At 70.0% G+C, this 25,184-nt stretch carries 29 protein-coding genes, 1 tRNA gene and 1 pseudogene; 11 read left to right on the forward strand and 20 right to left on the reverse strand.

The window, feature by feature from the left end; all coding sequences use genetic code 11:
• The 8 genes and pseudogenes from QZ433_RS11470 to QZ433_RS11505 all read right to left on the reverse strand — a co-directional run.
• Positions 1-326: pseudogene (locus QZ433_RS11470) on the reverse strand (hypothetical protein); the annotation flags it as partial.
• Positions 323-505, reverse strand: a complete 183-nt coding sequence (locus QZ433_RS11475; RefSeq protein WP_295783489.1) for a hypothetical protein — start codon at positions 503-505, stop codon at positions 323-325. The gene QZ433_RS11475 and the pseudogene QZ433_RS11470, both read right to left, overlap by 4 nt.
• A 136-nt stretch (positions 506-641) precedes the next feature.
• Positions 642-1,046 carry a YbaB/EbfC family nucleoid-associated protein gene (locus QZ433_RS11480; RefSeq protein WP_295783492.1) on the reverse strand — a complete coding sequence of 135 codons (405 nt, stop codon included), beginning with the start codon at positions 1,044-1,046 and terminating at the stop codon, positions 642-644.
• A 126-nt stretch (positions 1,047-1,172) separates the two neighbouring features.
• Positions 1,173-2,792, reverse strand: coding sequence for a chaperonin GroEL (gene groL, locus QZ433_RS11485; RefSeq protein WP_295783495.1), 1,620 nt, complete (start codon positions 2,790-2,792; stop codon positions 1,173-1,175).
• Between the two features lie 171 nt (positions 2,793-2,963).
• Positions 2,964-3,164 carry a cold-shock protein gene (locus QZ433_RS11490; protein ID WP_108317321.1) on the reverse strand — a complete coding sequence of 67 codons (201 nt, stop codon included), beginning with the start codon at positions 3,162-3,164 and terminating at the stop codon, positions 2,964-2,966.
• A gap of 131 nt (positions 3,165-3,295) precedes the next feature.
• Complete coding sequence (locus QZ433_RS11495) at positions 3,296-3,898, reverse strand: LytR C-terminal domain-containing protein (protein ID WP_295783502.1); 603 nt, start codon at positions 3,896-3,898, stop codon at positions 3,296-3,298.
• Positions 3,899-3,934: 36 nt separating this feature from the next.
• Positions 3,935-4,189 carry a DUF3263 domain-containing protein gene (locus QZ433_RS11500; protein ID WP_295783505.1) on the reverse strand — a complete coding sequence of 85 codons (255 nt, stop codon included), beginning with the start codon at positions 4,187-4,189 and terminating at the stop codon, positions 3,935-3,937.
• Between the two features lie 9 nt (positions 4,190-4,198).
• A complete protein-coding gene (locus QZ433_RS11505; RefSeq protein ID WP_295783508.1) occupies positions 4,199-5,188 on the reverse strand; it encodes a DUF2332 domain-containing protein in 990 nt (329 codons plus the stop codon).
• 71 nt (positions 5,189-5,259) lie between these two features.
• Between QZ433_RS11505 and msrB the strand changes: the two genes are divergently transcribed.
• Positions 5,260-5,667: a peptide-methionine (R)-S-oxide reductase MsrB gene (msrB, locus tag QZ433_RS11510; RefSeq protein WP_108317317.1), complete on the forward strand. Its 408-nt coding sequence runs from the start codon at positions 5,260-5,262 to the stop codon at positions 5,665-5,667.
• Positions 5,668-5,681: 14 nt separating this feature from the next.
• Positions 5,682-6,233, forward strand: a complete 552-nt coding sequence (locus QZ433_RS11515; RefSeq protein ID WP_108317329.1) for a nitroreductase family protein — start codon at positions 5,682-5,684, stop codon at positions 6,231-6,233.
• A gap of 137 nt (positions 6,234-6,370) precedes the next feature.
• Here the strand turns inward: QZ433_RS11515 and QZ433_RS11520 are convergent, their stop codons facing one another.
• On the reverse strand, positions 6,371-7,312 hold the full coding sequence (locus QZ433_RS11520) for a DMT family transporter (RefSeq protein WP_295783511.1): 942 nt from the start codon (positions 7,310-7,312) through the stop codon (positions 6,371-6,373).
• Positions 7,313-7,571: 259 nt separating this feature from the next.
• Between QZ433_RS11520 and QZ433_RS11525 the strand changes: the two genes are divergently transcribed.
• From QZ433_RS11525 to QZ433_RS11535, 3 genes are all read left to right on the forward strand, one after another.
• Positions 7,572-9,461, forward strand: coding sequence for an alpha-amylase family protein (locus tag QZ433_RS11525; protein WP_295783513.1), 1,890 nt, complete (start codon positions 7,572-7,574; stop codon positions 9,459-9,461).
• Between the two features lie 12 nt (positions 9,462-9,473).
• Entirely contained in the window at positions 9,474-9,752 is a 279-nt protein-coding gene (locus QZ433_RS11530) for a hypothetical protein (protein WP_295783516.1), read from the forward strand.
• 72 nt (positions 9,753-9,824) lie between these two features.
• Entirely contained in the window at positions 9,825-10,298 is a 474-nt protein-coding gene (locus tag QZ433_RS11535) for a nucleoside deaminase (RefSeq protein ID WP_295783519.1), read from the forward strand.
• Between the two features lie 31 nt (positions 10,299-10,329).
• On the opposite strand, the gene QZ433_RS11540 is transcribed toward QZ433_RS11535, so the two are convergent.
• The 3 genes from QZ433_RS11540 to QZ433_RS11550 form a co-directional block, all read right to left on the reverse strand.
• Positions 10,330-10,405: transfer RNA gene (locus QZ433_RS11540), tRNA-Thr, on the reverse strand.
• 57 nt (positions 10,406-10,462) lie between these two features.
• Positions 10,463-10,840 carry a hypothetical protein gene (locus QZ433_RS11545; protein WP_295783522.1) on the reverse strand — a complete coding sequence of 126 codons (378 nt, stop codon included), beginning with the start codon at positions 10,838-10,840 and terminating at the stop codon, positions 10,463-10,465.
• A gap of 42 nt (positions 10,841-10,882) precedes the next feature.
• Positions 10,883-11,833, reverse strand: coding sequence for a thioredoxin domain-containing protein (locus tag QZ433_RS11550; protein ID WP_295783523.1), 951 nt, complete (start codon positions 11,831-11,833; stop codon positions 10,883-10,885).
• Between the two features lie 214 nt (positions 11,834-12,047).
• On the opposite strand from QZ433_RS11550, the gene ugpC reads away from it, so the two are divergent.
• Together ugpC and QZ433_RS11560 are read left to right on the forward strand one after the other, a co-directional pair.
• Positions 12,048-13,151, forward strand: coding sequence for a sn-glycerol-3-phosphate ABC transporter ATP-binding protein UgpC (ugpC, locus tag QZ433_RS11555; protein ID WP_295783526.1), 1,104 nt, complete (start codon positions 12,048-12,050; stop codon positions 13,149-13,151).
• 82 nt (positions 13,152-13,233) lie between these two features.
• Positions 13,234-14,556: a DUF4032 domain-containing protein gene (locus tag QZ433_RS11560; protein ID WP_295783529.1), complete on the forward strand. Its 1,323-nt coding sequence runs from the start codon at positions 13,234-13,236 to the stop codon at positions 14,554-14,556.
• A gap of 77 nt (positions 14,557-14,633) precedes the next feature.
• Here the strand turns inward: QZ433_RS11560 and QZ433_RS11565 are convergent, their stop codons facing one another.
• Genes QZ433_RS11565 through cysS form a run of 3 tightly spaced genes read right to left on the reverse strand, consistent with a single transcriptional unit; the run spans position 14,634 to position 17,691 of the window.
• Positions 14,634-15,275, reverse strand: a complete 642-nt coding sequence (locus QZ433_RS11565; RefSeq protein ID WP_295783532.1) for an NAD(P)H-binding protein — start codon at positions 15,273-15,275, stop codon at positions 14,634-14,636.
• Between the two features lie 24 nt (positions 15,276-15,299).
• The gene (gene rlmB, locus QZ433_RS11570; RefSeq protein WP_295783534.1) at positions 15,300-16,298 is read right to left on the reverse strand and encodes a 23S rRNA (guanosine(2251)-2'-O)-methyltransferase RlmB; all 999 of its coding nucleotides are present in this window, start codon (positions 16,296-16,298) and stop codon (positions 15,300-15,302) included.
• Entirely contained in the window at positions 16,291-17,691 is a 1,401-nt protein-coding gene (cysS, locus tag QZ433_RS11575) for a cysteine--tRNA ligase (RefSeq protein WP_295783537.1), read from the reverse strand. The genes rlmB and cysS overlap by 8 nt, the downstream gene beginning before the upstream one ends.
• 68 nt (positions 17,692-17,759) lie before the next feature.
• Between cysS and QZ433_RS11580 the strand changes: the two genes are divergently transcribed.
• The gene (locus tag QZ433_RS11580; RefSeq protein WP_295783540.1) at positions 17,760-18,221 is read left to right on the forward strand and encodes a GNAT family N-acetyltransferase; all 462 of its coding nucleotides are present in this window, start codon (positions 17,760-17,762) and stop codon (positions 18,219-18,221) included.
• On the opposite strand, the gene ispD is transcribed toward QZ433_RS11580, so the two are convergent.
• Complete coding sequence (ispD, locus tag QZ433_RS11585) at positions 18,218-19,426, reverse strand: 2-C-methyl-D-erythritol 4-phosphate cytidylyltransferase (protein WP_295783543.1); 1,209 nt, start codon at positions 19,424-19,426, stop codon at positions 18,218-18,220. The genes QZ433_RS11580 and ispD overlap by 4 nt on opposite strands.
• 67 nt (positions 19,427-19,493) lie before the next feature.
• Complete coding sequence (locus QZ433_RS11590; RefSeq protein ID WP_056229249.1) at positions 19,494-19,976, reverse strand: CarD family transcriptional regulator; 483 nt, start codon at positions 19,974-19,976, stop codon at positions 19,494-19,496.
• A gap of 171 nt (positions 19,977-20,147) precedes the next feature.
• On the opposite strand from QZ433_RS11590, the gene QZ433_RS11595 reads away from it, so the two are divergent.
• Positions 20,148-20,714, forward strand: coding sequence for a DNA modification methylase (locus tag QZ433_RS11595; protein WP_295783549.1), 567 nt, complete (start codon positions 20,148-20,150; stop codon positions 20,712-20,714).
• Positions 20,715-20,769: 55 nt separating this feature from the next.
• On the opposite strand, the gene QZ433_RS11600 is transcribed toward QZ433_RS11595, so the two are convergent.
• Together QZ433_RS11600 and QZ433_RS11605 are read right to left on the reverse strand one after the other, a co-directional pair.
• On the reverse strand, positions 20,770-21,453 hold the full coding sequence (locus tag QZ433_RS11600; protein ID WP_108319321.1) for a response regulator transcription factor: 684 nt from the start codon (positions 21,451-21,453) through the stop codon (positions 20,770-20,772).
• Positions 21,450-22,664, reverse strand: a complete 1,215-nt coding sequence (locus QZ433_RS11605; RefSeq protein WP_295783552.1) for an ATP-binding protein — start codon at positions 22,662-22,664, stop codon at positions 21,450-21,452. Before QZ433_RS11605 ends, QZ433_RS11600 begins: the two co-directional genes overlap by 4 nt.
• Positions 22,665-22,835: 171 nt before the next feature.
• Here QZ433_RS11605 and phoU point away from each other — a divergent pair, with 171 nt between their 5' ends.
• Complete coding sequence (gene phoU / locus QZ433_RS11610; RefSeq protein WP_295783555.1) at positions 22,836-23,519, forward strand: phosphate signaling complex protein PhoU; 684 nt, start codon at positions 22,836-22,838, stop codon at positions 23,517-23,519.
• A 65-nt stretch (positions 23,520-23,584) separates the two neighbouring features.
• On the opposite strand, the gene QZ433_RS11615 is transcribed toward phoU, so the two are convergent.
• Complete coding sequence (locus QZ433_RS11615; RefSeq protein WP_295783559.1) at positions 23,585-24,331, reverse strand: phosphoglyceromutase; 747 nt, start codon at positions 24,329-24,331, stop codon at positions 23,585-23,587.
• A gap of 59 nt (positions 24,332-24,390) precedes the next feature.
• Between QZ433_RS11615 and QZ433_RS11620 the strand changes: the two genes are divergently transcribed.
• A complete protein-coding gene (locus QZ433_RS11620) occupies positions 24,391-25,179 on the forward strand; it encodes a class I SAM-dependent methyltransferase (RefSeq protein WP_295783562.1) in 789 nt (262 codons plus the stop codon).
• Positions 25,180-25,184: the final 5 nt, after the last annotated feature.

Consider the following 25,184-nt stretch of genomic DNA (forward strand, 5'->3'; position numbering starts at 1 on the left):
GCGGACGCATCCAGCTGGGTCTGGACGTTGGTCCAGGTCTGCGCGAACCCCATCACCGCACCGGCGTCGCCGGTGAGGTCGTTGAACCAGCCCTTGATCGGCTCGAAATGATCGATCAGCCAGCCGAGGCCGGCGGCGATCAGCGACCCCAAGGGGTCGATGACGGCGGCGACGGTGTCCACCGCGGTACTGAACGCCGCCAGCCCACCCTCGACCCAGTTGCCCGACTCGATCGCGTGCGCGAGCTGCGTGCCGGAGTCCAACAGCCCGGCCCCGCTGAACGGCGTCGCGGTGTCGACGGGACCGGCGATGAGCGCGTTGCTCACAGACCCGCCTCCAACGCCCGCACCCACTCCATGACTTTCTGCTCGTACGCCTCGAGATCCGCGCCGACCCCGACGATCTCGGTCGCCGAACGGCGCACCATGTCCTCCGCGGCGCCGATCAACGAACGGGCGGCATCGGCCGCCACCGTCGCCGGCGGCACCAGGAATGAACACAGCACCCCGAACGCCTCTGCGTTCAACCCGCCGGAAGCCCCCGCGTCCCGTGCCAGGGAGATATCGGATGCCACCGCACCCAACCGGGACGCATGCGACCCGATCAGCTCGGAATCGACGGCGATACGCTCCGCCACGGCGTCAGACCCGGAAACCCATCGGCGCAGACGGCGGCGACTGCCGCTCGATCTCACCCGCCAACCGGTCCACGATCGCCGAGTCCGCACCGAACGCCGCACGCGAGATCTCCAACGCCTGCTCCCCCGCGAGCCGCTGCGCCGCCCCCGCCGTCTCCACGATGAGCCGCTCCAACGCGTCGGGCTGCAGCTCATACGCCGCGTCGGCCAGACGGATACCGACCAGCCGGCCCGTGGCATCCACCGTCACCGCCACCTCGCGTCGCGGCGACGTCGCCGTCGCCCGCACCGCGTCGATGTCCGACTGCACCTGCTGCGCCTGCGCCGCGCGCACCTGCGCCTCAGCCACCTGCTGCTCGATACGGGCGATCGCCGCCTCCGCCTCGCGTGAAGAGAAGAGATCACTCATTCGATCGAGCGTAGCCGGACGCCCCGGCACGCAACGCCCCGATAAGAGAACTCTCATCCAGATCCGGCCTGTGAACGAAGAACGCCCCCTCCCGGAGGAGGGGGCGTTCTCTGTCGTCAGCGTGGATCAGAAGTCCATGCCACCGGTCGGGTCGCCCGCGGGAGCGGCGACCTTCTCGGGCTTGTCGGCGACGACGGCCTCGGTCGTGAGGAACAGACCGGCGATGGATGCCGCGTTCTGCAGAGCCGAACGGGTCACCTTGGCGGGGTCGATGATGCCCTGTGCGAACAGGTCACCGTACTCGCCGGACGCCGCGTTGAGGCCGTGGCCCACGGGGAGCTCCGAGACCTTGTTGGCGACGACACCGGGCTCGAGACCGGCGTTCAGCGCGATCTGCTTGAGCGGGGCCTCGATGGCGACCTTGACGATGTTCGCACCGGTGGCCTCGTCGCCCGAGAGCTCGAGGTTCGCCAGAGCGGTCTTGCCGGCCTGGATGAGCGCGACGCCACCACCGGCGACGACACCCTCTTCGACGGCAGCCTTCGCGTTGCGCACGGCATCCTCGATGCGGTGCTTGCGCTCCTTGAGCTCGACCTCGGTCGCGGCTCCGGCCTTGATGACGGCGACGCCACCGGCGAGCTTCGCGAGGCGCTCCTGGAGCTTCTCGCGGTCGTAGTCGCTGTCGGTGTTCTCGATCTCGCGGCGGATCTGGGTCACGCGACCCTCGATCAGCTCCGACTCACCGGCACCCTCGACGATCGTGGTCTCGTCCTTGGTGATGATGACCTTGCGGGCACGGCCGAGCAGGTCGACGGTCGCGTTCTCGAGCTTGAGGCCCACCTCTTCGGTGATGACCTGGCCGCCGGTGAGGATGGCGATGTCCTGCAGCTGCGCCTTGCGACGGTCGCCGAAGCCGGGAGCCTTGACGGCGACCGACTTGAAGATGCCGCGGATCTTGTTGAGCACGAGCGTCGCGAGGGCCTCGCCCTCGACGTCCTCGGCGATGATGAGGAGCTCCTTGCCCTCCTGGATCACCTTGTCGACGATGGGCAGAAGGTCCTTGATGTTCGAGATCTTCTGGTTCGCGATCAGGATGTAGGGGTCCTCGAAGACCGCTTCCTGACGCTCGGGGTCGGTGACGAAGTAGGGGTTGATGTAACCCTTGTCGAAGCGCATGCCCTCGGTGAGCTCGAGCTCGGTGCCGAAGGTGTTCGACTCCTCGACGGTGACGACGCCTTCTTTGCCCACCTTGTCGATGGCCTCGGCGATCAGCTCGCCGATCGCGGGGTCGGCGGCCGAGATCGACGCGGTGGCGGCGATCTGCTCCTTGGACTCGACCTCCTTGGCCGACGACAGCAGCTCGTCGGTGACGGCCTTGACGGCCTTCTCGATGCCCTTCTTCAGGCTGATGGGGTCGGCGCCGGCGGCGACGTTGCGCAGTCCCTCGCGAACGAGAGCCTGGGCGAGGACGGTGGCCGTGGTGGTGCCGTCACCCGCGACGTCGTCGGTCTTCTTGGCGACCTCCTTGACCAGCTCGGCGCCGATCTTCTCGTACGGGTCGTCGAGCTCGATCTCCTTGGCGATCGAGACGCCGTCGTTCGTGATCGTGGGGGCGCCCCACTTCTTCTCGAGCACGACGTTGCGACCGCGGGGGCCCAGGGTCACCTTGACGGCGTCGGCCAGCGTGTTGAGGCCACGCTCGAGGCCGCGACGGGCCTCTTCGTCGAAAGCGATGATCTTTGCCATAAGTGTGTCGTCCCTCCCGGACGGGTGACTTCCAGATTTTGGCACTCGACGAAAGCGAGTGCTAACTCATTCTGGCACTCGCCCCTGGGGAGTGCAAGCCGCCTCACCCGTCCGGGAACGACGAAGGCCGTGGCATCCGATTCCCGGATGCCACGGCCTTCGATGCAGCGTTCAGGCCAGTCGCACGGACTCCGCCTGCGGGCCCTTCTGCCCGCTGCCGACGGTGAACTCGACGGCCTGACCCTCTTCAAGAACGCGGAAGCCCGACATCTCGATGCTCGAGTAGTGGACGAACACGTCCTGTCCATCGGACACGGTGATGAAGCCGTATCCTTTCTCGGCGTTGAACCATTTGACGGTGCCCTGCGTCATGCGAATCTCCTGTTGCTGAACGACGAGGTCATCGTAAGCACGGGGGATGCCGCGTCGCGGGGCCTTCAGGGCAAAGTTGACGTAGGTGCACCGAAGTGTTTACGCCGCTGAAACACCGGGCTCCGGCGCGGTCAGGACGCCGGGGTTCCGGTGGCCGCGCCGGCCACCTTGTCGAGGCCGAGCACGATGATCAGACGCTTGACGTCGCTCTCGTCGCCCGGGGTGTTGGGATCGTCGGTCGGCTGCAGGAAGTCGCTCTGCGCGACCTCGGCTCCGCCGATCGTCTGCGCGAGCCCCTCAGCCGCGGGCAGGTCGGTGTCGCGGAGATAGTAGATGGTCGTGGTCGCGAAATCCGTGCTGTCGGACGCCCCCGTCTCGACCGAGGAGCCGGGCCACCCCGCGGCGACGATGCGGTCCCGGGTCTCGCCGGTCAGACCGTCGTCGGTCGTCCCGTTCAGCACCACCACCGAGTAGGAGGTGTCGACCACGGCGGGTGTCGTCGGCTCGGCCGAGACCGAGGGGGCGGGGGCTGCGTCATCGCCGAGGGAGATACGCCCCGACGCCACCAGCGTGGCGAAGATGCCGACGATGATGAGCACGAGCGTGGCCAGCGCCGCCCAGAGGAAGACGATCCATCCCCGGGAGCGGGGCTTCTCGGCGCGGTGGGCGCCGACGCGGCCCGAGGCGTCGGGCAGGTCGTCGAAGCGATCCCGAGGGAAGGTCGATCTGGCCATTCGACGATCGTATCGAAGGAAGCTCTGCGCCCCGCGTCAGCGGGTGGCCGAGCGCGTCACGCGAGAACGGTGCAGCTCGGCGGCCTCGTCGCGTCGACGACGCAACCGCCGCACGAGCATCGGGTCGTGGGCGAGAGCCTCGGGGCTGTCGATCAATCGGCCGAGCAGTTGGTAGTACCGCGCGGGGGTGATCTCGAACTCGGCGCGAATCGCCTCTTCTTTCGCACCCGCGTGCCGTCGCCACTCACCCTCGAAGGCGAGGAAGGCCAGGTCTCGGTCCGACAGAGTCACCCGGCAAAGCTACTGCGCCCCGTCTCCGGATCGCGGATGCCACGCCACCCACGCCCCGAGTGGATCCACCTCGCCCAGGACGTCGCCGTCCAGGGCGAGCGAGAACCCTCCGCGCTCGGCATCCACCCGCCGGGTCCACCCGTCGTGCAGAGCCGGCGCGTCGAGGGTGATCCACCGCCCCGCCGCACGTGCGGCGTCGATCACGGCACCACGGTGCGCGCGGGAGACGTGCGCGAGCACCCCGGGGGTGGTGACGACGAGCGTGGCGTCACGCGGAGCCCGGGCGGCGAGGGCGGGCAGGGCCGCCGCGCCGTCGCCCGCCACCAGCAGGGGCGGGTCGTCCGCGGCGATGTCGAGCGCGCCGACGATGCGCTCCCGGCGCCCCTCCTCCCCCGGCCAGACCAGACCGGCCAACCAGGCGCGGTCGTCGGGGTCCCGCGCGTCGAGCGGGTTGAGGTCGATCCCCGCCCGCCAGACGATCTCGGGAACCCGCAGCGCGGGAGAGCCGGAGAGCTCTGAGGTGAGGACCACCGTGCTCGGCCCCGCGGGCGGGTCTACGGCGATGACCTCGGAGCCGCGGCGGTAACGGTACGAATAGCGGTCGGGGTACAGGCAGAGTCCCGCACTCGCCCCCACTTCGATCAGGGCGATCGGCCCGTCGATCAGCGACAGCGCCGGTAGCAGGGTCGCGCAGCGAAGCGGCTCGTTGGTCTGAACACTGCGCCGCCCGCACTCGATGGCGATCGGCTCCGCGTTGTCGACGACCCACGCGGCCCAGGCGTCGATGTCGCCGACAGGGGCTCCCAGCACACGCATGACGGCGAAGACGAGCGGCGGCTGCCGACGGGTGTCGGGGATCGCGGCGAGCGCTGCGGAGAGCTCGCGATCCCGCGAGATGCGCGCCGCCCACTGTTCGTAGACCCGGGATCTTCCCGGGGCCTCGTCGCGCGCGAAGCGCCCGTAGCGTTCGACGACGGCATCCACGGCATCCTGATCCATCGGGAAATTATCCCGCCACGGCCGAGGTCGCGTCGCGCACGAGACAATGGGGAGGACGAAGGAGAGAACACATGACCTACGCCGTCGACAAGTCCGACGATCAGTGGCGCGCCGAGCTCAGCCCCGAGCAGTACGCCGTGCTGCGTCAGGCCGGCACCGAGCGCGCCTGGACCGGTGAGCTGCTCGACGAGAGCCGCGCCGGCCTGTACACCTGCGCCGCCTGCGGGGCCGAACTGTTCCAGAGCGGTACCAAGTTCGACTCGCACTGCGGGTGGCCGAGCTTCTACGAGTCCGTCCGCCCCGAAGCGGTGGAGCTGCTCGATGACAACAGCCACGGCATGCAGCGCACCGAGGTCCGCTGCGCGAACTGCGGTTCGCACCTCGGGCACGTCTTCCCCGATGGTTTCGGAACCCCCACCGGCGACCGGTACTGCATGAACTCGCTGTCGCTGAACTTCACCCCCGAAGAGCAGGCGTGAGCGCACTCGAGGCGATGCGCGACCGCCGGTCGTGGTCGAAGGTCACCGACCTCGCCCCGACCGGCCCCGAGCTCGAGGTGTTCGTCGCCGCAGCCGGCCGCGTCGCCGATCACAAGACGCTGCGGCCCTGGCGCCTCATCGAGATCCGCGGCTCCGATCGCGACCTCTTGGCGCGTGCGCTGAACAAGGCCGACGGCAAGAAGGGGTACTCCTCCAAGCCCCGTCGCGCGCCGCTGATCATCGCGGTGGTCGCCGATCTGCGCTCGAAGAAGATCCCCGCGTGGGAGCAGGAGGCCGTGGCATCCGGTGTCGCCCACATGCTGAGTCTCGCGCTCGACGAAGCGGGCTTCGGCGTCTTCTGGCGCACCGACGACAACACCCGCAGCAAGGTGCTCGCCAAGGCGCACGGTCTCGCGAAGGGCGAGGTGCTGCTCGGCTGGCTCTACGTCGGCGGCAAGCCCCCGCGCACGCGCCCTGTGCGTCGCAAGACGGTGGATGCCGCGAAGCACATCTCACGTCTGCCCGGTGGCAAGAAGCGGCGCCCGGTCGACGAGGCGCGCCTCTGAGCGCGTCCGTTCCGGCGCGATCGACGCCGTCGGCTGCGGCCGACGGCGTCGACGTCTTCTCGGTCGCGTCGCGGCCCTGAGGTGCCGTCGAGCCCCGGGACCGTGAGCGCGCCGTGAGACACCGCAGCGTCGCGCGTTCAGCGGGGGCGACGTCGCCACGGTACGGCGGCGACCGCGACCCCGGCGATCGCGACGCCGGCGGCCAGAAGCGCGACCGGCGTGGAGGGAGCCGCGGGAGCGGGCCAGAGCGCATCCAGCAGCACAGAGGTCGTCAGCAGCCCGACGACCGAGCCGAGCCCGAGCAGCAGCACGCCCGTGCGGCGCACGACGACCGCCGACAAGAAGATGTAGACCACGCCGACCGCGCCGCCGAGATAGAGCCAGGGTTCGGTCGGCACGACCCGAGGGACGTCCACCGCGACGGCGTGGATCACGGCGGCGACGACGAGCACGACCGTCCCGCCGATGAAGTTGACGAGCGTCGCGGTGAGGGGGCTCTCGACGCGGACGCGCAGACGGCCGTTGGTGCCCTGCTGCCACGAGACGCCCGCGCCCGCGACGGCCGGGACGATGAGCATCCACAGGGGGACCCCGCCGAGCGCATCGCCCGACAGGCACACCACGACGCCCGCGATCGCGAGAAGCGCGCCCACCACGCGGCGCACCGTGACCGGCACGACTCCCGCGGGGCCGTATCCGACGCGGTCGAGCACCAGGCCGCCGGTCGTCTGCCCCGCCACGAACCCGACGGTGAACAGGGCCACCCCGATGGTGGCGACGGTCAGGCCCTGACTCGCGACGGTGAAGGCGCCGGCCAGCCCGCCGAGCAGCATCCACGGCGGAAGAGTGCGCGATCGGATGCCGTCGACCAGCCGCGCGAATCCGCGTCGCCCCTCGGGAACGAGCACGGACAGGACGACCAGGATGCCGAGCCCCGAGCTGAACGAGATCGCCGCCGCGACGATCCCGTCGCCGATCTCGGCCCCGAGCGTCCCGTTGATGCGAGCCTGCAGCGCGGTGAGCGCACCGATCAGTACCGCTCCGCCGACGGCGACGCCGATCGTTCCGCGCTCCGACACGGTTCTCCCCTCACGCCCCCGGACTGTGGGCCACCGTCGATCGTACGGCGGCGGCGTCGCGGTCCTCCGCACGGGGTCACGGCGCCACCAGCAGCCGGCGCTCCCGCCGCTCCCGGATGAACGCGCCCACGAACACGCCGATCAGCGCGATCAGCGCGAGCACGCTCACGCTCGCGAGGATCAGGCCGGCGCCCGCCGCGGCCAGATCGAGACCGGGTCGTTGTCGACCGCACCCCCGCGGATGCGCCAGGCTTTCCCCGTGACCCAGCTGCGCCCCGGCCCCCACGACGTCTCGTCGATCCTGGCCGATCTCACCGCCGACCACGTCGATCGCGAGTTTCTCGGCAATGTCGAGTTGCACCTGCCACGCCTGCACGACCTGTTCGTGCAGTTGTACGGCGACCGCGCCGACGGGTTCGAGAGCCTCGCGTCCGTCGTCGACCTCGCCCGGCGGTCGTGGGCGGCGCGGCCGGACGACCTGAAGGCCGTGGACCGCGGGCGGGCGAGCGACCCCGAATGGTTCACCGACGAGCGGATGGTCGGTGGGGTCTGCTACGTCGACCGGTACGCGGGTGGGCTCAGCGGCATCCGGGATGCCATTCCGTACTTCCGCGAGCTGGGGTTGACGTACCTGCACCTCATGCCGCTGTTCGAGAGCCCCGAGGGCAACAGCGACGGCGGCTACGCGGTGTCGAGCTACCGCCGCGTCGACCCGAAGCTCGGCACGATGCAGGAGCTCGCCGAGCTCGCCGCCGAGCTGCGTCGCGCCGGCATCTCGCTGGTGGTCGACTTCATCTTCAACCACACCAGCAACGAGCATCGCTGGGCGAAGAAGGCCATCTCCGGTGACGCGGGGTACGAGGACTTCTACCTGATCTTCCCCGACCGCGAGATGCCCGACGCGTACGAGCGGACCACGCGCGAGATCTTCCCGGACGACCACCCCGGCTCGTTCGTGCAGCTCGACGACGGCCGGTGGATCTGGGCGACGTTCTACCACTTCCAGTGGGACCTCAACTACGCCAACCCCGCCGTCTTCGAGGCCATGACCGGCGAGATGCTGTTCTTGGCCAACCAGGGCGTCGAGATCCTGCGCATGGATGCCGTGGCCTTCATCTGGAAGAAGCTCGGCACCACGTGCGAGTCGCTCCCCGAGGCGCATCTGCTGCTGCAGGCGTTCAACGCGGTCCTGCGCATGGCGGCTCCCGGCCTGCTGTTCAAGTCCGAGGCGATCGTGCACCCCGACGAGGTCGTGTCGTACATCTCGCCCGAGGAATGCCAGATCTCGTACAACCCGCTGCAGATGGCCCTCACCTGGGAGGCCCTGGCCACGCGCGATGCGCGCCTGCTGCAGCAGGCTCTCGAACGGCGCCACGCGCTTCCCCCGGGCACCGCGTGGGTCAACTACGTCCGCAGCCACGACGACATCGGGTGGACCTTCGCCGACGAGGATGCCGCCGAGCTCGGCATCGAGGGCTACCCGCACCGCCGGTTCCTCAACGACTTCTACGTCGGTCGCGCGCCCGGATCGTTCGCGCGGGGCGTGCCCTTCCAAGAGAATCCCCGCACCGGCGACGCCCGGGTCACGGGGACCACCGCCTCGCTCGCCGGGATCGAGGCGGGCGACGCGGGAGGCGGGGATCGCGTCGTGCTCGCGCACGCCCTCGCGCTGTCGACCGGCGGCATCCCCCTGCTCTATCTGGGGGACGAGGTCGCCCAGCTCAACGACTACGGCTACGCCGACCGGCCCGAAGAGGCCGGCGACAGCCGTTGGGTGCACCGCCCGTTCCGTCCCGAGCGGGCGTACGCCGAGAGGACGGATGCCACCACCCCCGCCGGTCGCGTCTTCTCGCGCCTCACACGGCTCATCGACGTCCGTCGTGCAACGCCCGAGTTCGCCGGCAACGAGCTGATCGCCTTCGACGCGCGCGTGCCCTCGGTGGTGGCGTTCCTGCGCCCGGGAGATCACGGCTTCGCCGTCTTCGTCCTGGCCAACGTCGCCGACACGGCGGTCGAGATCGACGCCCTGACCCTCTCGGGTCTCGCCCCCGAGGCTCTCGACATCGTCACGGCGCACCCGGTGTGGCTCGGGGCCGGTCTCACGGTCGCCGCGCACGGGGTGCGGTGGCTGCGCGTCCGGCTGCGCTGAACCCGGGGCCCCGTGACCATCGATCCCCCGCCGGGCCACCACATCCGCCATGTCCTGGCTCTGCTCGCGGGACTGGCGGCTCTGGCGAGCGTGGTGTGGGTGCCCGCGGGCCTGGTCGGCGACCTCGTGATGCTCGTGATCGGTGTGGCGGCCCTGCTGTTCGCGTGGGAGGCGGCGTCACGCCCCGGCCCGCTCCGCGCGGCGGCGATCGGCGGTGCCCTGCTCGCGGGCCTGGTCACCATCGCGGCGGGAGGGATCTTCCTCGTCGCCCTCGCGCGAGCGCTGTCGTGAGCCGGCGGTAGCACGTCTTCCGCGCAACGCCCACCCCGGCGTGGGCGGACGACGGACGTCTACCGTCGAGGCATGAACGACCACGACCTCTCCGCCCTCACCGTGTCGCGTGCCATGGACAACGTCCGCGAGGGCGGCAAGCCCTTCGCCTGCCTCATCGTCAAGGACGGCGAGATCGTCGTCGAGGCGGTCAACCACGTCGCGCAAGAGGGCGACCCGACCGCGCACGCCGAGATCCGCGCGATCCGCGCCGCCGCCGAGAAGGGCATCAGTGACCTCTCCGGCTACGACATGTTCGTCACCGCCTACCCATGCCCCATGTGCCTGGGCGCGGTGTACTACGCCCAGCCCGATCGCCTCGTCTTCGCCGTCACGCGCGAAGAAGAGGGCGAGCACTACGAGGACGGCAACCGGCTCATGAGCCTGGCCACCTTCTACGACGAGTACACGAAGCCGATCGACGAGCGCGCCCTGTCCGCGCAACAGATCCGGGTGGATGCCGCCACCGCGCCGTTCGAGGAGTGGACCGCGAAGCACGGCGATTGACCGCTCGGGTCGACCGTCAGACGTGGGAGTGTGGTGCCGGCTACAGGACTTGAACCTGCAACCCCCGTATTACAAGTACGGTGCGCTACCAATTGCGCCAAGCCGGCGTGGGACGCGGGGCGTCCCGGTCATCGAGTCTAGAGCGACCGGGGCGGCCGCACCGCTCACGGGGTGTGCGTGCCGCTCTCTCGATCCCATTCGAGCGACTTGAACTGCAGGAAGGAGCAGAGATTCCCCGCCACGACCAACTCGGCCGCGAGGCTCGCCATCTCGTGCGGCGAGAGAGTCAGGTCTTCGGGACGCGAGGTCAGCGTCGCCTCCCAGAGCAGCTCGTCGTAGCCGCGAGGCTGCATGTAGATGGACGCCTTTGCGTTCATCAGGTTCATGACGACCAGGCCGGTGTCCTGGCTGTCGGCGTCCTCCTGCTCGACCACCTTGAGCTGGCCCGCGAAGAGGTGCCCCTGTTGCTTGAACTCGTCGACCCACGCGATCAACTGATCACGGGACCGCCGCGGAGGTGAGTCCTCGAGCTCGTCGTTCATGTCACCAGAATCTCATAGAAGGGGTGGGGATCGCCTGCGTGATCAACCGGCGGGGGTGGGCGTGGGAGTGGGGGTCGCGGTCGAGTAGTACGCGTTGCTGTCGACGGTCAGCACGAACTGCGCGAACTCCTTCGCGTCGTTCATGTTGCCCACGTACTCGGTGCCGTTGACGAGGACCGTCGGGGTCGCGGTCAGCGCCTGACCCTTCGTGTCCGGCAGCCCCTTGATCGCGCGATCGGTCGCGGCCTTGGCCCACGCGGTATACGTCTCGTCCTCGATGCACGCGCGCACCGTCGCGATGTCGCTGATCCCGGCGCCCTGCGCCATATCGGCGAGCTGCTGGTCGCTGTAGCCGTCGGAATCGACCGCGGGCTGGTTCGTGAGCAGCTCGTGGTTGTAGGCGAAGAACCGGTCCGAGGCGTGCGTGGCCACGCACGCGGCGGCACCCGCGGCGCGCAAGCTGTACTTCGTCCCATTGGACTTCGACGTGAGCATCGCGACGGGGTAGTACGTCAGCGACGCCGCACCGTCGGTGACCCACTTGGACAACTGGGTCGCGTTGGCGGCCTGGAACTCGCGGGCCTCGGTCGACATGTAATCGACGTACACGCGGATGTCGACGGGCGCCGCCGAGCCCGTGGGCTCGGGGGTCGGCGCGGTCGTGGGGGCCGCAGCTCCCGCTGCCATGGTCGCCGAACTGCCGTCGACGGTCTGATCAGCGAGGGGGTCGGCGACCTGCGAGGCGCTCGTGATGACGAAACCGTCGTCGCTGGCGGCATCCGGAAGCGCCTGTGAACGCGCCTCTCGGGAGTTCAGCGCGGCCGACACACCCACGGCTCCGACGCCGATGACCGCGACGGCGCCGATCGCGAGAAGCGAGCGACGCGCGATGCGCCAGCGCGTCTGCTTCGCCTTGACCTGCTGCGCCTTCTCACGCACCGCCTCGCGACGATCGCGTTCGGCGGGCACGTGCGGGGTCTCGTCGTGGGACATGGAACCTTCCGGGCATAAACGTCTGCCGCATGAAATCGGGGGGATCGCTCGGGTGGGGCGAACGATCAACGATGCTAACGAGGCTGGCTGAGAAATGGCCAGACACGTGCGATACTGACGATTGCGCCCAAGGGAGGGCGCACGGGGTCGCCCCCGTTCATTCCATTCACTACGGATCGTCCGGCACGTACCTGCCGGTGAAGGAGAAGAAAACATGGCGTCCGTCACCTTCGACAACGCAACCCGTCTGTACCCGGGCGGAACCCGCCCCGCGGTCGACAAGCTCAACCTCGACGTCGCAGACGGCGAGTTCCTCGTTCTCGTCGGCCCCTCGGGCTGCGGAAAGTCCACCTCGCTGCGCATGCTGGCCGGCCTCGAAGAGGTCAACTCGGGCCGCATCCTCATCGGCGACCGCGACGTCACCGACGTGCCCCCCAAGGACCGCGACATCGCGATGGTCTTCCAGAACTACGCGCTGTACCCGCACATGACCGTCGCCGAGAACATGGGCTTCGCGCTCAAGATCGCCGGCGTCGGCAAAGAAGAGCGCGCCGCGCGCGTCCTCGAGGCCGCCAAGCTGCTCGACCTCGAGCAGTACCTGACCCGTAAGCCCAAGGCCCTCTCGGGTGGTCAGCGTCAGCGCGTCGCCATGGGTCGCGCGATCGTCCGTCAGCCCCAGGTGTTCCTCATGGACGAGCCTCTGTCGAACCTCGACGCGAAGCTCCGCGTCCAGACGCGCACCCAGATCGCGTCGCTGCAGCGTCGCCTCGGCGTCACCACGGTCTACGTCACGCACGACCAGACCGAGGCCCTGACCATGGGCGACCGCATCGCCGTGCTGAAGGACGGTCTGCTGCAGCAGGTCGGCACCCCGCGCGACCTGTACGAGACCCCGAAGAACGTCTTCGTGGCCGGCTTCATCGGCTCGCCCGCCATGAACCTCTTCACGGCCGACCTGGCCGAGGGCGGCGTGCGCTTCGGCGACCTCGTGGTCCCCGTCGAGGCCGACACCATCGGCAAGGCCCACGGCTCCGAGGTCACCATCGGTGTGCGTCCCGAGGACATCCAGGTCGCCCCGGCCGACGGCCGCGGCCTGAAGGTCGTCGTCGACCTCGTCGAGGAGCTCGGCGCCGACGGCTACCTCTACGGTCACACCGACATCAACGGCAAGCGCACCGACCTGGTCGCGCGCGTCGACGGTCGTCGTCACCCCAACGCGGGCGAGACGGTCGTGCTGGCGCCGGTCCCCGGACACGTGCACGTGTTCGACCTCGAGTCGGGCGAGCGCCTGACCGACCGGGCCATCGCCTCGGCCTGACCCACGCATCGACGCGGCGCGTCCTCGGCATCCCGACCTGGTCGGGCCGGGGCCGCGCCGCACCGTTTTCCCGGAGGCTCCCGTGTCCGAATCGCTCAGCATCACCGCCAGCACCGTCGACCCGGGGCTGCTGCAGCTGCCGTGGTCGACCGGACTGGCCGACTGGCCCAGCAGCCACATCGTCGCCCTCCCCAAGGGCATCTCGCGCCACCTCGTGCGCTTCGCCAACCTCTCGGGCCGTGTCGTGGCGATCAAAGAGACCACCGAGGAGATGGCCCGCCGCGAGTACGACATGCTCGGCAACCTCGACCGTCTCGCCGCGCCCTGCGTCGACCGCGTCGCCGTCATCGCCGGACGTACCGACGCGTCCGGTCGCCCGCTGCCCGCGGCGCTGGTGACCGCGCACCTGCGCTTCTCCCTCCCCTACCGCGCCCTCTTCACGCAGGTGCTGCGCCCGCACACGGCGACCCGACTGGTCGACGCCCTCGCGGTGCTGCTCGTCCGCCTGCACAACGTGGGCTTCTACTGGGGCGATGTCTCGCTGTCGAACACGCTCTTCCGTCGCGACGCGGGCGAGTTCGCCGCGTACCTGGTCGACGCCGAGACGGGCGAGCTGCACGGCAACCGCCTCAGCCCCGGCCAACGCGCGCACGACCTCGACATCGCCCGCACCAACATCGCCGGCGAGATCATGGACCTCGAGGCCGGCGGACGTCTCGAGGGCGGAGTGGATGCCGTGGCCATCGCCGACGGCCTGGTGTCGTCGTACCACTCGCTGTGGGGCGCCCTCACCGACAAGGAGTCTTTCGCGGTCGACGAGTCGTGGCGCATCACCGAGCGCGTGCACCGGCTGAACGCGCTCGGATTCGACATCGGAGAGATGTCCATCCGCACCGCCAGCGACGGAACGCAGGTGTCGATCCAGCCGAAGGTCGTGGATGCCGGCCACCACCAGCGTCGCCTGCTGCGCCTGACGGGTCTCGATGTCGAAGAGAATCAGGCCCGTCGCCTGCTCAACGACCTCGACGAGTTCCGCGCGCGCGTCTCGCGCCTCGGCGCCGATGAGGAGATGGTCGCGCACGAGTGGCTCACCCGTGTCTTCGAGCCGATCGTCATGGCCATCCCGTGGGATCTGCGCGCCAAGCTCGAACCCGCCGAGGTGTTCCATCAGGTGCTCGAGCACCGCTGGTACATGTCGCAGGCACGCGGTCGGTCGGTGCCGCTCGCCGAGGTCGTGAGCTCGTACATCGACGACGTGCTGCGCCACCGCCGCGACGAGGCGACGGTGATGGGTCCGCCCACCGACACCCTGTCGATCCCCACGGTGTCCGACGCCGACGCCCCCGCCACGGGCGAGGTCCCCACCACCGACACCGACTCGGTGGACTGGCGCGACCTGGTCTGACCCCGCCGTCCCGCGAACGGCGAAGGCCGTGGCATCCGGAATCGATCCGGGATGCCACGGCCTTCGACCGTGCGAAGTCAGTACCCGACGGTGAAGCGGCCCCGGGTGTGCTTCGGGTTCTCGATCTCGTCGACGACGGCGACCGCGAAGTCGGCCCCGCCGATGAACGAGTCGCCCTTGTCGTCGACCACGAGGACGTCTCCTCCGTCGCGGTAGGAGCCGGTCCGCTCCCCCGGCGCCCACGAGCCGAAGCCACCGGCCGGGTGCACGTAGAACCAGTCGCGACCGGTGTCGTCCGCCTGCAGATCCTCGAGGATGCCGATCGCCTCGCGCGCCTCGGGCTTGTACTCCTCGGCGAAGCCGTCGGTGTCGATCAGGCGCGGACCGCCCTCGGCGACGAGCGATCCGCCCGCGCCGCCGACGACACCCACGCGCACGCCCTCGGGCAGTGCGGTGACGAGCTCGGCGATCGCCGGGCGGAGCTTGCCCTCCATGTCACCGCGCGGGGCGACGGCCGACACGACGACGTCGACGCCCTCGAGCTGGGCCACGAGCCCCGGCACGTCCAGGACGGTGCCCTCGAGATAGGTCGCGCCCTCGACGCGGTCGGCGGGGACCGAACGAGCGACCGAGACCACGGTGTGGCCGCGGCCCACGGCCTCGGTGACGATATGGCTACCGGCGTAGCCGGTTCCTCCGATGACGGCGATGCGGGGCATGGCGTTCCTTTCTGAGGGGCGGGGTCAGACGCTCGCGCGCAGCGTCGACACCTGATAGAGGGCGACGGATGCCGCGATGCCGGCGTTGAGCGATTCGGTCGCCGTCGAGATCGGGATCGACACGACCTGGTCGCACGTCTCCGTCACCAGGCGCGAGAGACCCTTGCCCTCGGATCCGACGACGATGACGACCGGGCGGTCGGCCAGCTCGAGGGCGGGGAGCGACACGTCGCCGTCGCCGTCGAGACCGAGCACGAACACGCCCTGCTTCTTGAACTCCTTGAGCGTCGCGGTCAGGTTGGCCGCGAGGGCGACGGGGATACGTGCCGCGGCTCCGGCGCTGGTCTTCCACGCGGCGGAGTTGACGCTCGCCGAGCGACGCTGCGGGATGATCAGACCCTGACCCCCGAATGCGCCCGTGGAGCGGATGATCGCGCCGAGGTTGCGCGGGTCGGTCACCCCGTCGAGGGCGACGAGCAGCGGGACCTCGCCGCGGTCGATGATCTGCTCGAGCAGGTCCTGCGGATGCGCGTACGCGTACGGCGGCACCTTGAGCGCGACGCCCTGGTGCACGCCGTCGAAGCCGGCCATGCGGTCGAGCTCGGGCCGGGTGACCTCGAGCACCGGGATGCCGCGGTTCGTGGCGATCGACAGCATCTCCTTGACGCGGTCGTCCATCTCGACGCGCTGCGCGATGTACATCGCGGTCGCGGGGATCTTGGCGCGCAGAGCCTCGAGCACGGAGTTGCGACCGGTGACGGTCTCGGTGTCGTCGCTCGCCTTCGGGCTCTTGCGGTTGGCGTTGCCGCCGACGGCGCGAACGCCCGGCTTCGCCTTGCCGCCGGCGGCGGCGTATCGCTCCTGGGCGGCCTTGCGCTTTCCGGCGGGGTGCCAGGCGCGGTCCTCGGCCTTCGGGGTGGGGCCGCGACCCTCGAGCGCCTTGCGGGAGTGCCCGCCGGTGCCCTTGAGGGGGCCCTTCTTCTTGCCGGGGTTGCGTGCTCCCGGGCGTCCAGGCTTAGCCATCGATACTCCAATTGGTTCCGGCTGGAGTGTCTTCCAGCGTGATTCCCGCGGCGGCGATCGCGTCTCGGATGCGATCGGCCGCGGCCCAGTCCTTGTCGGCGCGCGCGTGCGCGCGCTGCGTGATCATCGTCTGGACGAGGGCGTCCAGCGCGGCGGTCTCGGCGCTGTTCCCGGTGTCACCCCACTGCGACGAGTGGGGGTTGATGCCCAGGACGAGCGTCATCTGCATGACGTCCATCACGTCCTGCTTCGCCTCATCGTACTTGCCGGCGTCCAGCAGTGCATTCCCGGAGCGGATGCTCGTGTGGATCGCGGCGAGTGCGCGGGGAACGGCGAGATCGTCGTCCATGGCCTCGACGAACTCGGGGGGAAGACCCTCTTTCGCCTCGGTCCACCCGGGTTCGACGACGCGCTTCGCGCGATCGAGGAAGGTGCGGATGCGCCCGAGGGCCGTCTCGGCCTCGGCCCAGGACGCCTCGCTCAGGTCGAGCGTGGACCGGTAATGAGCAGACGCGAGGGCGTAGCGCACCACGAGAGGGTCGTGCGCGTCGAGGACATCGGACGCCAGGGTGAAGTTGCCCAGCGATTTCGACATCTTCTGCCCGTCGACCGTCACGAGGCCGTTGTGCACCCAGTAGCGGGCGAACGCGTCGCCGGCGGCGGTCGATTGCGCGATCTCGTTCTCGTGGTGCGGGAAGCGCAGGTCCAGTCCCCCGCCGTGGATGTCGAACTCCGCTCCCAGATAACGTCGCGACATGGCCGAGCACTCGATGTGCCAGCCCGGGCGTCCCGCGCCCCACGGAGACGCCCACGTGGCCGAACCGGGCTCGCCGGCCTTCGCGCCCTTCCACAGGGCGAAGTCGCGCGGATCGCGCTTGCCGCGCGGATCGGCGTCGGCGGCGGGCTCCATGGCATCCAGGCTCTGCCGGGTCAGCTCGCCGTAGGCGGGCCACGAACGCACGTCGAAGTACACGTCGCCCTCGGCGGCGTATGCGTGGCCGCGATCGATCAGCTCGGCGATCAGCTCCTGCATCTGCGTGACCGAGGCGGTCGCGCGCGGCTCGTAGGTGGGGGGAAGGATGCCGACGGCCCCGTACGCGCGCGAGAACTCGAGCTCCATGCGGTACGCCAGCGCCCACCACGGTTCGGTCTCGGTGGCGTTGGCCAGCACCTTGTCGTCGATGTCGGTCACGTTGCGTACGAACGTGACGCGCCCGAAGCGGTGGGCGAGCCAGCGTCGCAGCAGGTCGAAGGCCAGCGCCGCGCGCACGTGACCGATGTGGGGACCGGATTGCACCGTGGGGCCGCACACGTAGACGGTGACGTTCGCGGGGTCGAGAGGGACGAACTCGCGCAGAGCCTGCGCTTTCGTGTCATACAGCCGAACGGTCACCCTCTCAGCCTACCGGCCGCCCCTCGGGGCGACCCGTGCCCGTAACATCGCGCGATTAGCGTGAGGACATGCCTCTCACCATCCACGTCGACGACCTCACCGGCGATGCCACACGCGCCCTGGTGGCCGCGCACCTGGCCGGCATGCTCGAGAACACCCCGGCCGAGAGCGTCCACGCGCTCGACGCCGACCGTCTCGCCGCGGACGGCGTGACGGTGTGGTCCGCCTGGGTCGACGACGAGCTCGCGGGTATCGGCGCCTGCAAGGACCTCGACGTCGATCGCGCCGAGGTGAAGTCGATGCGCGTGGTCGAAGCGCACCTGGGGCAGGGCGTCGGGCGAGCGATCCTGCGGCACATCATGGAGGACGCGCGGGAGCGCGGCATCCGCAGTCTGTGGCTCGAGACGGGGAGCACCGACGACTTCCTGCCGGCGCGGCGCCTCTACGCCAGCGAGGGATTCGAGGAGTGCCCGCCCTTCGCGCCGTACCATCCGGACCCGCTCTCGACGTTCATGACGCGGGAGCTCTAGGCGGGGACGATCAGCGCTGTGGCGAACGCCGCGACGCCCTCGGTCCGGCCGGTGAAGCCGAGACCGTCCGTCGTCGTCGCGCTCACCGACACCGGCGCGCCGCCCAGCGCGGCGGACAGGGCACGCTCGGCCTCGACGCGGCGGGCGGCGAAGCGCGGACGATTGGCCTGCACCTGCACCGAGACGTTGCCGACGCGCCACCCGGCGGCTCCGAGCAACCCGAGCGTGTGGGTGAGGAAGGCCGCCGCGTGCGCCCCGGCGAACTCGGGTCGGTCTGTTCCGAAGTGCGTACCGATGTCGCCGAGGCCCGCGGCCGCGAGGAGCGCGTCGACGATGGCATGGGCGACCGCATCGCCGTCCGAGTGCCCAGACAGCGCCGTCTCGCCCGGCCACTCCAGACCGGCGAGCCACAGGGCGCCATCGCCCCCGAAACCGTGGACGTCCGTTCCCAGGCCTACTCGCGGCATCACGGGCGCAGCCGTCCGCGTCGCGCTGGGCTGCACGACCGAGGCGGCGTGGACGAGCGCACGTGCACGGTCGAGATCGGGGGCCGTCGTGATCTTGAAGGAGGTGTGATCGCCGTCCACCGTGAGCACGTCGTGGCCGGCGGCCGCCACGAGCGCAGCGTCGTCGGTGTGATCCGCGTCGGCGGCCGCGAGAGCCGCCGCGAGGATGTCGCGACGGAAGCCCTGGGGGGTCTGCGCGGCGGCGAGTTCGGAACGGTCGACCGCGGCGGTGACCCGGCCATCACCGTCGACGCGCTTGATCGTGTCGACCACGGGCACGGTCGGGATGACCGCGACGGCGCCGCCGTCGAGGGCGGCGATCACGCGTTCGAACACCGCCGGCGGCGTGAGCGCCCGCGCAGCGTCGTGCACGAGCACGGTCTCGATGTCCGCCCACAGCGCGGACAGCCCCGCGGCGACGGACTCCTGTCGGGTGGCTCCCCCCGCCACCACGGTGACGAGCTCGGCGCGGTCCCCGGCCGCATCGCGCGCGTCGGTCAGCGCGTCGCCCCGCAGCGACTCGGGCACGACGACGACGACCTGCGCGGGCGGCGCGGCGAACACACCGCGTAGCGCGTGATGAAGGATCGACCGCTCATCGATCCCGACGAAGGCCTTCGGCGCTCCCCCGTTCAGTCGCGTGCCGGAACCAGCGGCGACGACGATGACGGCGAGATGGGGAACCGGTCGCAGAGTCACCCGATCACGCTAGCGCGCACGGGAACACGAAGACGCGCACCCGGACGGGTGCGCGTCTTCGTGTGAGTCAGGACGCGAGGACCTCGTCGAGCACGACGCTCGCTCGGTCTTCGTCGGTCTTCTCAGCCAGAGCCAGCTCCGACACGAGGATCTGCCGGGCCTTGGCGAGCATCCGCTTCTCACCCGCGGACAACCCGCGGTCCTGATCGCGGCGCCACAGGTCGCGCACGACCTCGCTCACCTTGATGACATCGCCCGACGCGAGTTTCTCGAGGTTCGCCTTGTAACGGCGCGACCAGTTGGTCGGCTCCTCGGTGAAAGGCGCACGCAGCACCTCGAAAACACGGTCGAGACCCTCTTTGCCGATGACGTCGCGAACGCCGACCAAGTCGACGTTGTCTGCCGGGACCTCGATGACGAGATCCCCCTGCGTGACGTTGAGCTTCAGGTATTTCTTCGTCTCGCCCTTGATGACGCGTTCTTTGACCTCGATGATCGTGGCCGCGCCATGGTGCGGGTAAACGACGGTCTCGCCAACCTCAAAAAGCATGGAGTTATGTCCTTTCGGCAACATCCAGGATACCACAGGCCCGCATGCGCTATTGTTCCGCCCGCTCAGCACCCCTCGACCGGAGCCCTCGCCCGACGTCGCGGGAAACGTGACCGGCACCGCGGACCCCGTAGGATGGACGCGATGCCGTCTGTCGATCTTGGAGGATCCGTGAAAACGCGCCTGATCGCGTCCGTCGCCCTGGGTGCCGCCGTTCTGCTGGGAACGACCGGCTGCAACCTCATCGCTCCGCAGGCGACCACCATCGAGTACTCCGCCTCCGACGGCGTGAACGTGCCCGAGTCGTCGGGCCCCCTCGCGGTGCGCAACGCCCTGATCGTCGCGAACGGCGACGGCACGGTCGGCAACTTCGTCGCCGCGATCGTGAACAACACCACCTCGGCGCAGACCCTGCGCCTCGAAGTCGGCGAAGGATCGTCGGCGGTGAAGTCGTCGGTCGTCGTCCCCGCCAGCAGCACCCTCAGCCTGGGCGACCTGTCCGACGACGTCGAGCCGCTGCGCCTCGACGACATCGACGCGGTTCCCGGCACCACCGTGCCCGTGTACTTCCAGTCCGGAGACGGCGAGGGCGCGCTCATGCAGGTGCCCGTGCTCGACGGCGGCCTCGAGTACCTCTCCCCGCTCGCCCCCACGGCCGAGCCCTCGATCACCATCAAGCCGACGCCGTCGGGAACGTCCGCGGTCACGCCGACGCCCACGGCATCCCCCTCGTCCTGAGATACGACGAAGGCGCCGGCGGTTCTCCGTCGGCGCCTTCGTCGTTCCCGGAGGCTCACGCCTCGAAGCGGTACCCCAGTCCCCGGACGGTCACGAGCATGCTCGGTTCGCTCGGGTTCTGCTCGATGCGGGAGCGGATGCGCTTGATGTGCACGTCGAGCGTCTTGGTGTCGCCGAAGTAGTCGGTGCCCCACACCCGGTCGATGAGCTGCCCGCGGGTGAGCACGCGGCCCGCATTGCGCATGAGCACCTCGAGCAGCTCGAACTCCTTGAGCGGAATGTTGATCTCGCCGCCGTCGACGGCGACGGTGTGGCGGTCGATGTCGAGCACGACGCGGCCCCCCGACAGCACCCGGTCGTCGAGGTCGCCCTCCTCGGGCGAGCGGCGGCGCAGGACCGCGCGCATCCGGGCGAGCAGCTCGCGCGTCGAGTAGGGCTTGGTGACGTAGTCGTCCGCCCCCAGCTCGAGCCCCACCACGATGTCGACCTCGGAGTCCTTGGCCGTCAGCATGATGATCGGCACCTGCGAGGTCAGTCGCAGCTGTCGGCACACCTCGGTCCCCGGCATGCCGGGAAGCATCAGGTCGAGCAGGATGATGTCCGCTCCGCGCTCGCGGAACGCCGTGAGGGCCAGGGCGCCGTCCTCGGCGATCTCGACCTCGTACCCCTCGCGGCGCAGCAGGTAGGCGAGCGGGTCTGCGAGGTCGGGCTCGTCCTCGACGATCAGAACGCGGGTCATGCGGTGTCTCCCTTCACGGGTACGGGGGTCGTGACAGAGCCCTTGCGGCCCTTGCGACGCGGTTTGGGACGGATGCCGTCCAGGTCGGGCGCCTCGGTGAGCGGGAGGCGGATGGTGAACGTCGAGCCGCGGTCGGGCTTGGACCACAGTCGCACCTCGCCGCCGTGGCGCTGCACGGCGTGCTTGACGATCGACAGGCCGAGACCCGTGCCGCCGGTGCGGCGGGACCGCGCCTGGTCGGCACGGTAGAAGCGCTCGAAGACGCGGTGCTGATCGCTCTCGGGGATGCCGATACCGCGGTCCGTCACGGCGATCTCGACGACGTCGTCGTCCAGCTTGATCCCGACTCCGACCTTGGACCCCTCGGGCGAGTACGCGATCGCGTTGGCGATGAGGTTGCCCACCGCCTCAGTGAGGATCTGCGGCTCGCCGCGGACCCACAGGCCCTTCGTGCCGCCGCGCACCACGGTGACCTGGGCGGAATCGGCCTGGATGACGTGGGCCTCGACGGCCGCGGTGACGACCTCGTCGATCGATACGTCGCGGACGTCGCGCAGCTCGTCCGCGGCCTGAAGGCGCGAGAGGCTCAGGATGCGCGTGACCAGGGCGCTCAACCGCGCCACCTCCGCCTGCATGCGCGCGGCGAAATGCCGCACCTGCGCGGGATCGTCGGCCGCCGATTCGATCGCCTCGGCGAGCAGGCTGACCGCGCCGACCGGCGTCTTCAGCTCGTGGCTGGTGTTGGCGACGAAGTCGCGGCGCATCTCTTCCACGCGCTCGCGCTCGGTGATGTCGCGCAGCACCAGCAGCGTGAGTCGGCCCGAGATCGGCGTGGCGCGCACCGCGACCAGACGGGGCTCGGCGGGCGCCGCCCCGCGGCGGAGGCGGAGGTTCTCGGCGATCCCGGCGCCGGTGTCGCGGGCGACACGCGCGACGCGCTTGAGCTCCTCGCTCGCGATCACCTCGCCCGCCTGCACGCCGAACACCTCGGCGGCGGGCGAGAGGGCCAGCACGGTCGACGACATGTCGCACACGAAGGCGGGGTCGTCCATCGCCTCCAGCATCGCGTCCACACCCTCGGGGACGTCGACCGAGGTCTGCGCCAGCGAACGGTTGCGCAGTCGCAGAGCGCCGACCACGAGGGCGACGATCGCGGCTCCGATGAGGACTCCCGCCAGGAGCGCGAGCAGCGCGAGCTGCGTTTGTTCCATTGCTCCAGCGTAGAGGCGCGCATCACGCGTCACCCGCCGTTCACCCCCTCCGGGGCGGCTGCAGACGTTACTATTCACTGTCACAGCACCACTCGTTAACCTTCGCTGGGAAGAATCCCGGAGGTTGCGGGACACACTTGTGCCGTGCCGCCGACGAGGAAGGTACCCGCCATGCGCGAAGTATTCCACCAGTCCCTCGAGGACGTCCAAGCCCGCCTGGTCGAGATCGCCGACCTCGTGACCGTCGCCATCGACCGGGCCACGCGCGCGTTCGGAACGAGCGACGTCGCGCTGGCCGAAGAGGTCATCGAGGCCGACGCCATCATCGACGAGAAGGCCTTCGAGCTCGACGAGCTCGCGATCGAGATCCTCGCGCGCCAGCAGCCGGTCGCCCGCGACCTGCGCATCGTCGTCACGGCGCTCCGCGTGAGCGCGTCGCTCGAGCGCATGGGCGACATGGCCGAGCACATCGCCCAGCTCGCGCGTTCGCGATTCCCCGAGCGTGCCATCCCCAAGGGCCTGAAGACGACGTTCACCCGGATGGGCGAGCTCGACGTCGAGGTGGCCCGCAAGCTCGCCGAACTGCTGCGCACGCAGGACCTGCGCATCGCCGAGGCGATCCGCGACGCCGACGACGACATCGACGAGCTGCACGTCAGCGTGTTCGAGAAGGTGCTCGGCGACTCGTGGAAGGGCGAGGCCACCGCGACGGTCGATGCCACGCTCGCCAGCCGCTACCACGAGCGCTTCGCCGACCATGCGGTCTCGGTCGCCAAGAAGGTCGTCTACCTGGCGACCGGCGACTGGGCCGGCGCCGACGACGAAACCGCCCACGAGCCGAGCCCGGTCATCTGATCACGGCCTGAACGAAGAAGGGGGGTGGATGCCACGGCATCCACCCCCCTTCTTCTGTTGCGGCGTCAGTGCTTGTTGCCCTGCGCGGCGACCGCGGCGGCTCCGGCCGCGGCGGCCTCGGGGTCGAGGTACTCGCCCGGACCGAGGGGCTTGAGGTCGTCGTCGAGACGGTAGACGAGCGGGATGCCCGTGGGGATGTTGAGCTCGGCGATGTCGGCGTCGCTGATGCCCTCGAGGTGCTTGACGAGGCCCCGGAGCGAGTTGCCGTGCGCCGTGACGAGCACGACCTTGCCCGCCTGGAGGTCGGGCACGATGTCGCTGTGCCAGTAGGGCAGCATGCGGTCGATCACGATCGCGAGCGACTCGGTGTCGGGCACCTCGCCGTCGATGCCCGCGTAGCGCGGGTCGCCGACCTGGCTGTACGGGTCGTCGGCGGGCAGCGGCGGCGGCGGAACGTCGAACGAACGGCGCCACAGCATGAACTGCTCGTTGCCGAACTCCTCGAGCGTCTGCGCCTTGTCCTTGCCCTGCAACGCGCCGTAGTGGCGCTCGTTCAGACGCCACGAGCGCTTGACGGGGATCCACAGGCGGTCGGCCGCGTCCAGCGCGATGTTGGCGGTCTGGATCGCGCGGCTGAGCACCGAGGTGTGCAGGACGTCGGGGAGCACGCCGGACTCGGCCAGCAGCTCGCCGCCGCGCTTCGCCTCGGCCTTGCCCTGGTCGGTGAGTCGCACGTCGACCCAGCCGGTGAACTGGTTGGTCTTGTTCCACTCGCTCTGCCCGTGGCGGAGGAGGATCAGCGTGTGAGGCATGTCTCCATGCTAGCGACGCGGGGCGCTCGCGCCCGTGCGCATCCTGGCATCATGTCGGAGTGACCCCCTCGCCCGTCGGACGCCCCACGCGCGGCACGACCGGGGTCAACCGGCTGCGTCGCATCGACCGCTGGATCGCACGCCACCCGGTGCTGCGGCGCACCGACGACCCCCTGGTCGTCGACCTGGGCTTCGGGGCGAGCGCCGTCACACCCCTGGAGCTGTTGGCGCGCCTGCGATCGCAGCGACCGGATGCCGAGGTCCTCGGCCTCGAGATCGATCCCGACCGCGTCGCGCGGGGGCGGAGCCAGGCCGAGGGCATCGAGGGGGTGTCCTTCGCGCGCGGTGGGTTCGAGGTGCCCCTCCCCCGCGGACGTCGCCCCGCCGTCATCCGGGCGATGAACGTCCTGCGCCAGTACGACGAGGCCGACGTCGCCGACGCCTGGGGCCGGATGTGCGCGCGACTGCAGCCCGACGGCATCCTGGTCGAAGGCACCTGCGACGAGATCGGGCGCATCGCGACGTGGGTGGAGATCGGGGCGGATGCCGTCCCCCGCACCCTCACGGTGTCGCTGCGCCTCGCGGGCCTGGACTCCCCCGCCATCGCCGCGGAACGCCTGCCGAAGGCACTCATCCACCGCAACGTCGAGGGGGAACGCGTGCACGGGTTCGTGGCATCCCTCGAACGGGAGTGGGCCCGCGCCGCGGCCGTGGCCCCCTTCGGGCCCGTGCACCGCTGGCGGACGGCGATGCTCGCCCTCGCCGCCGACGGCTGGCCGCTCGTCCGGCGCGAGCGCTGGCGCCTCGGCGAAGTCGGGGTCGCATGGCAGGCCGTGGCCCCGCGCTGAACTCT

This window comes from uncultured Microbacterium sp. (genome assembly GCF_913776565.1).
In the GTDB taxonomy this organism is placed as follows: domain Bacteria; phylum Actinomycetota; class Actinomycetes; order Actinomycetales; family Microbacteriaceae; genus Microbacterium.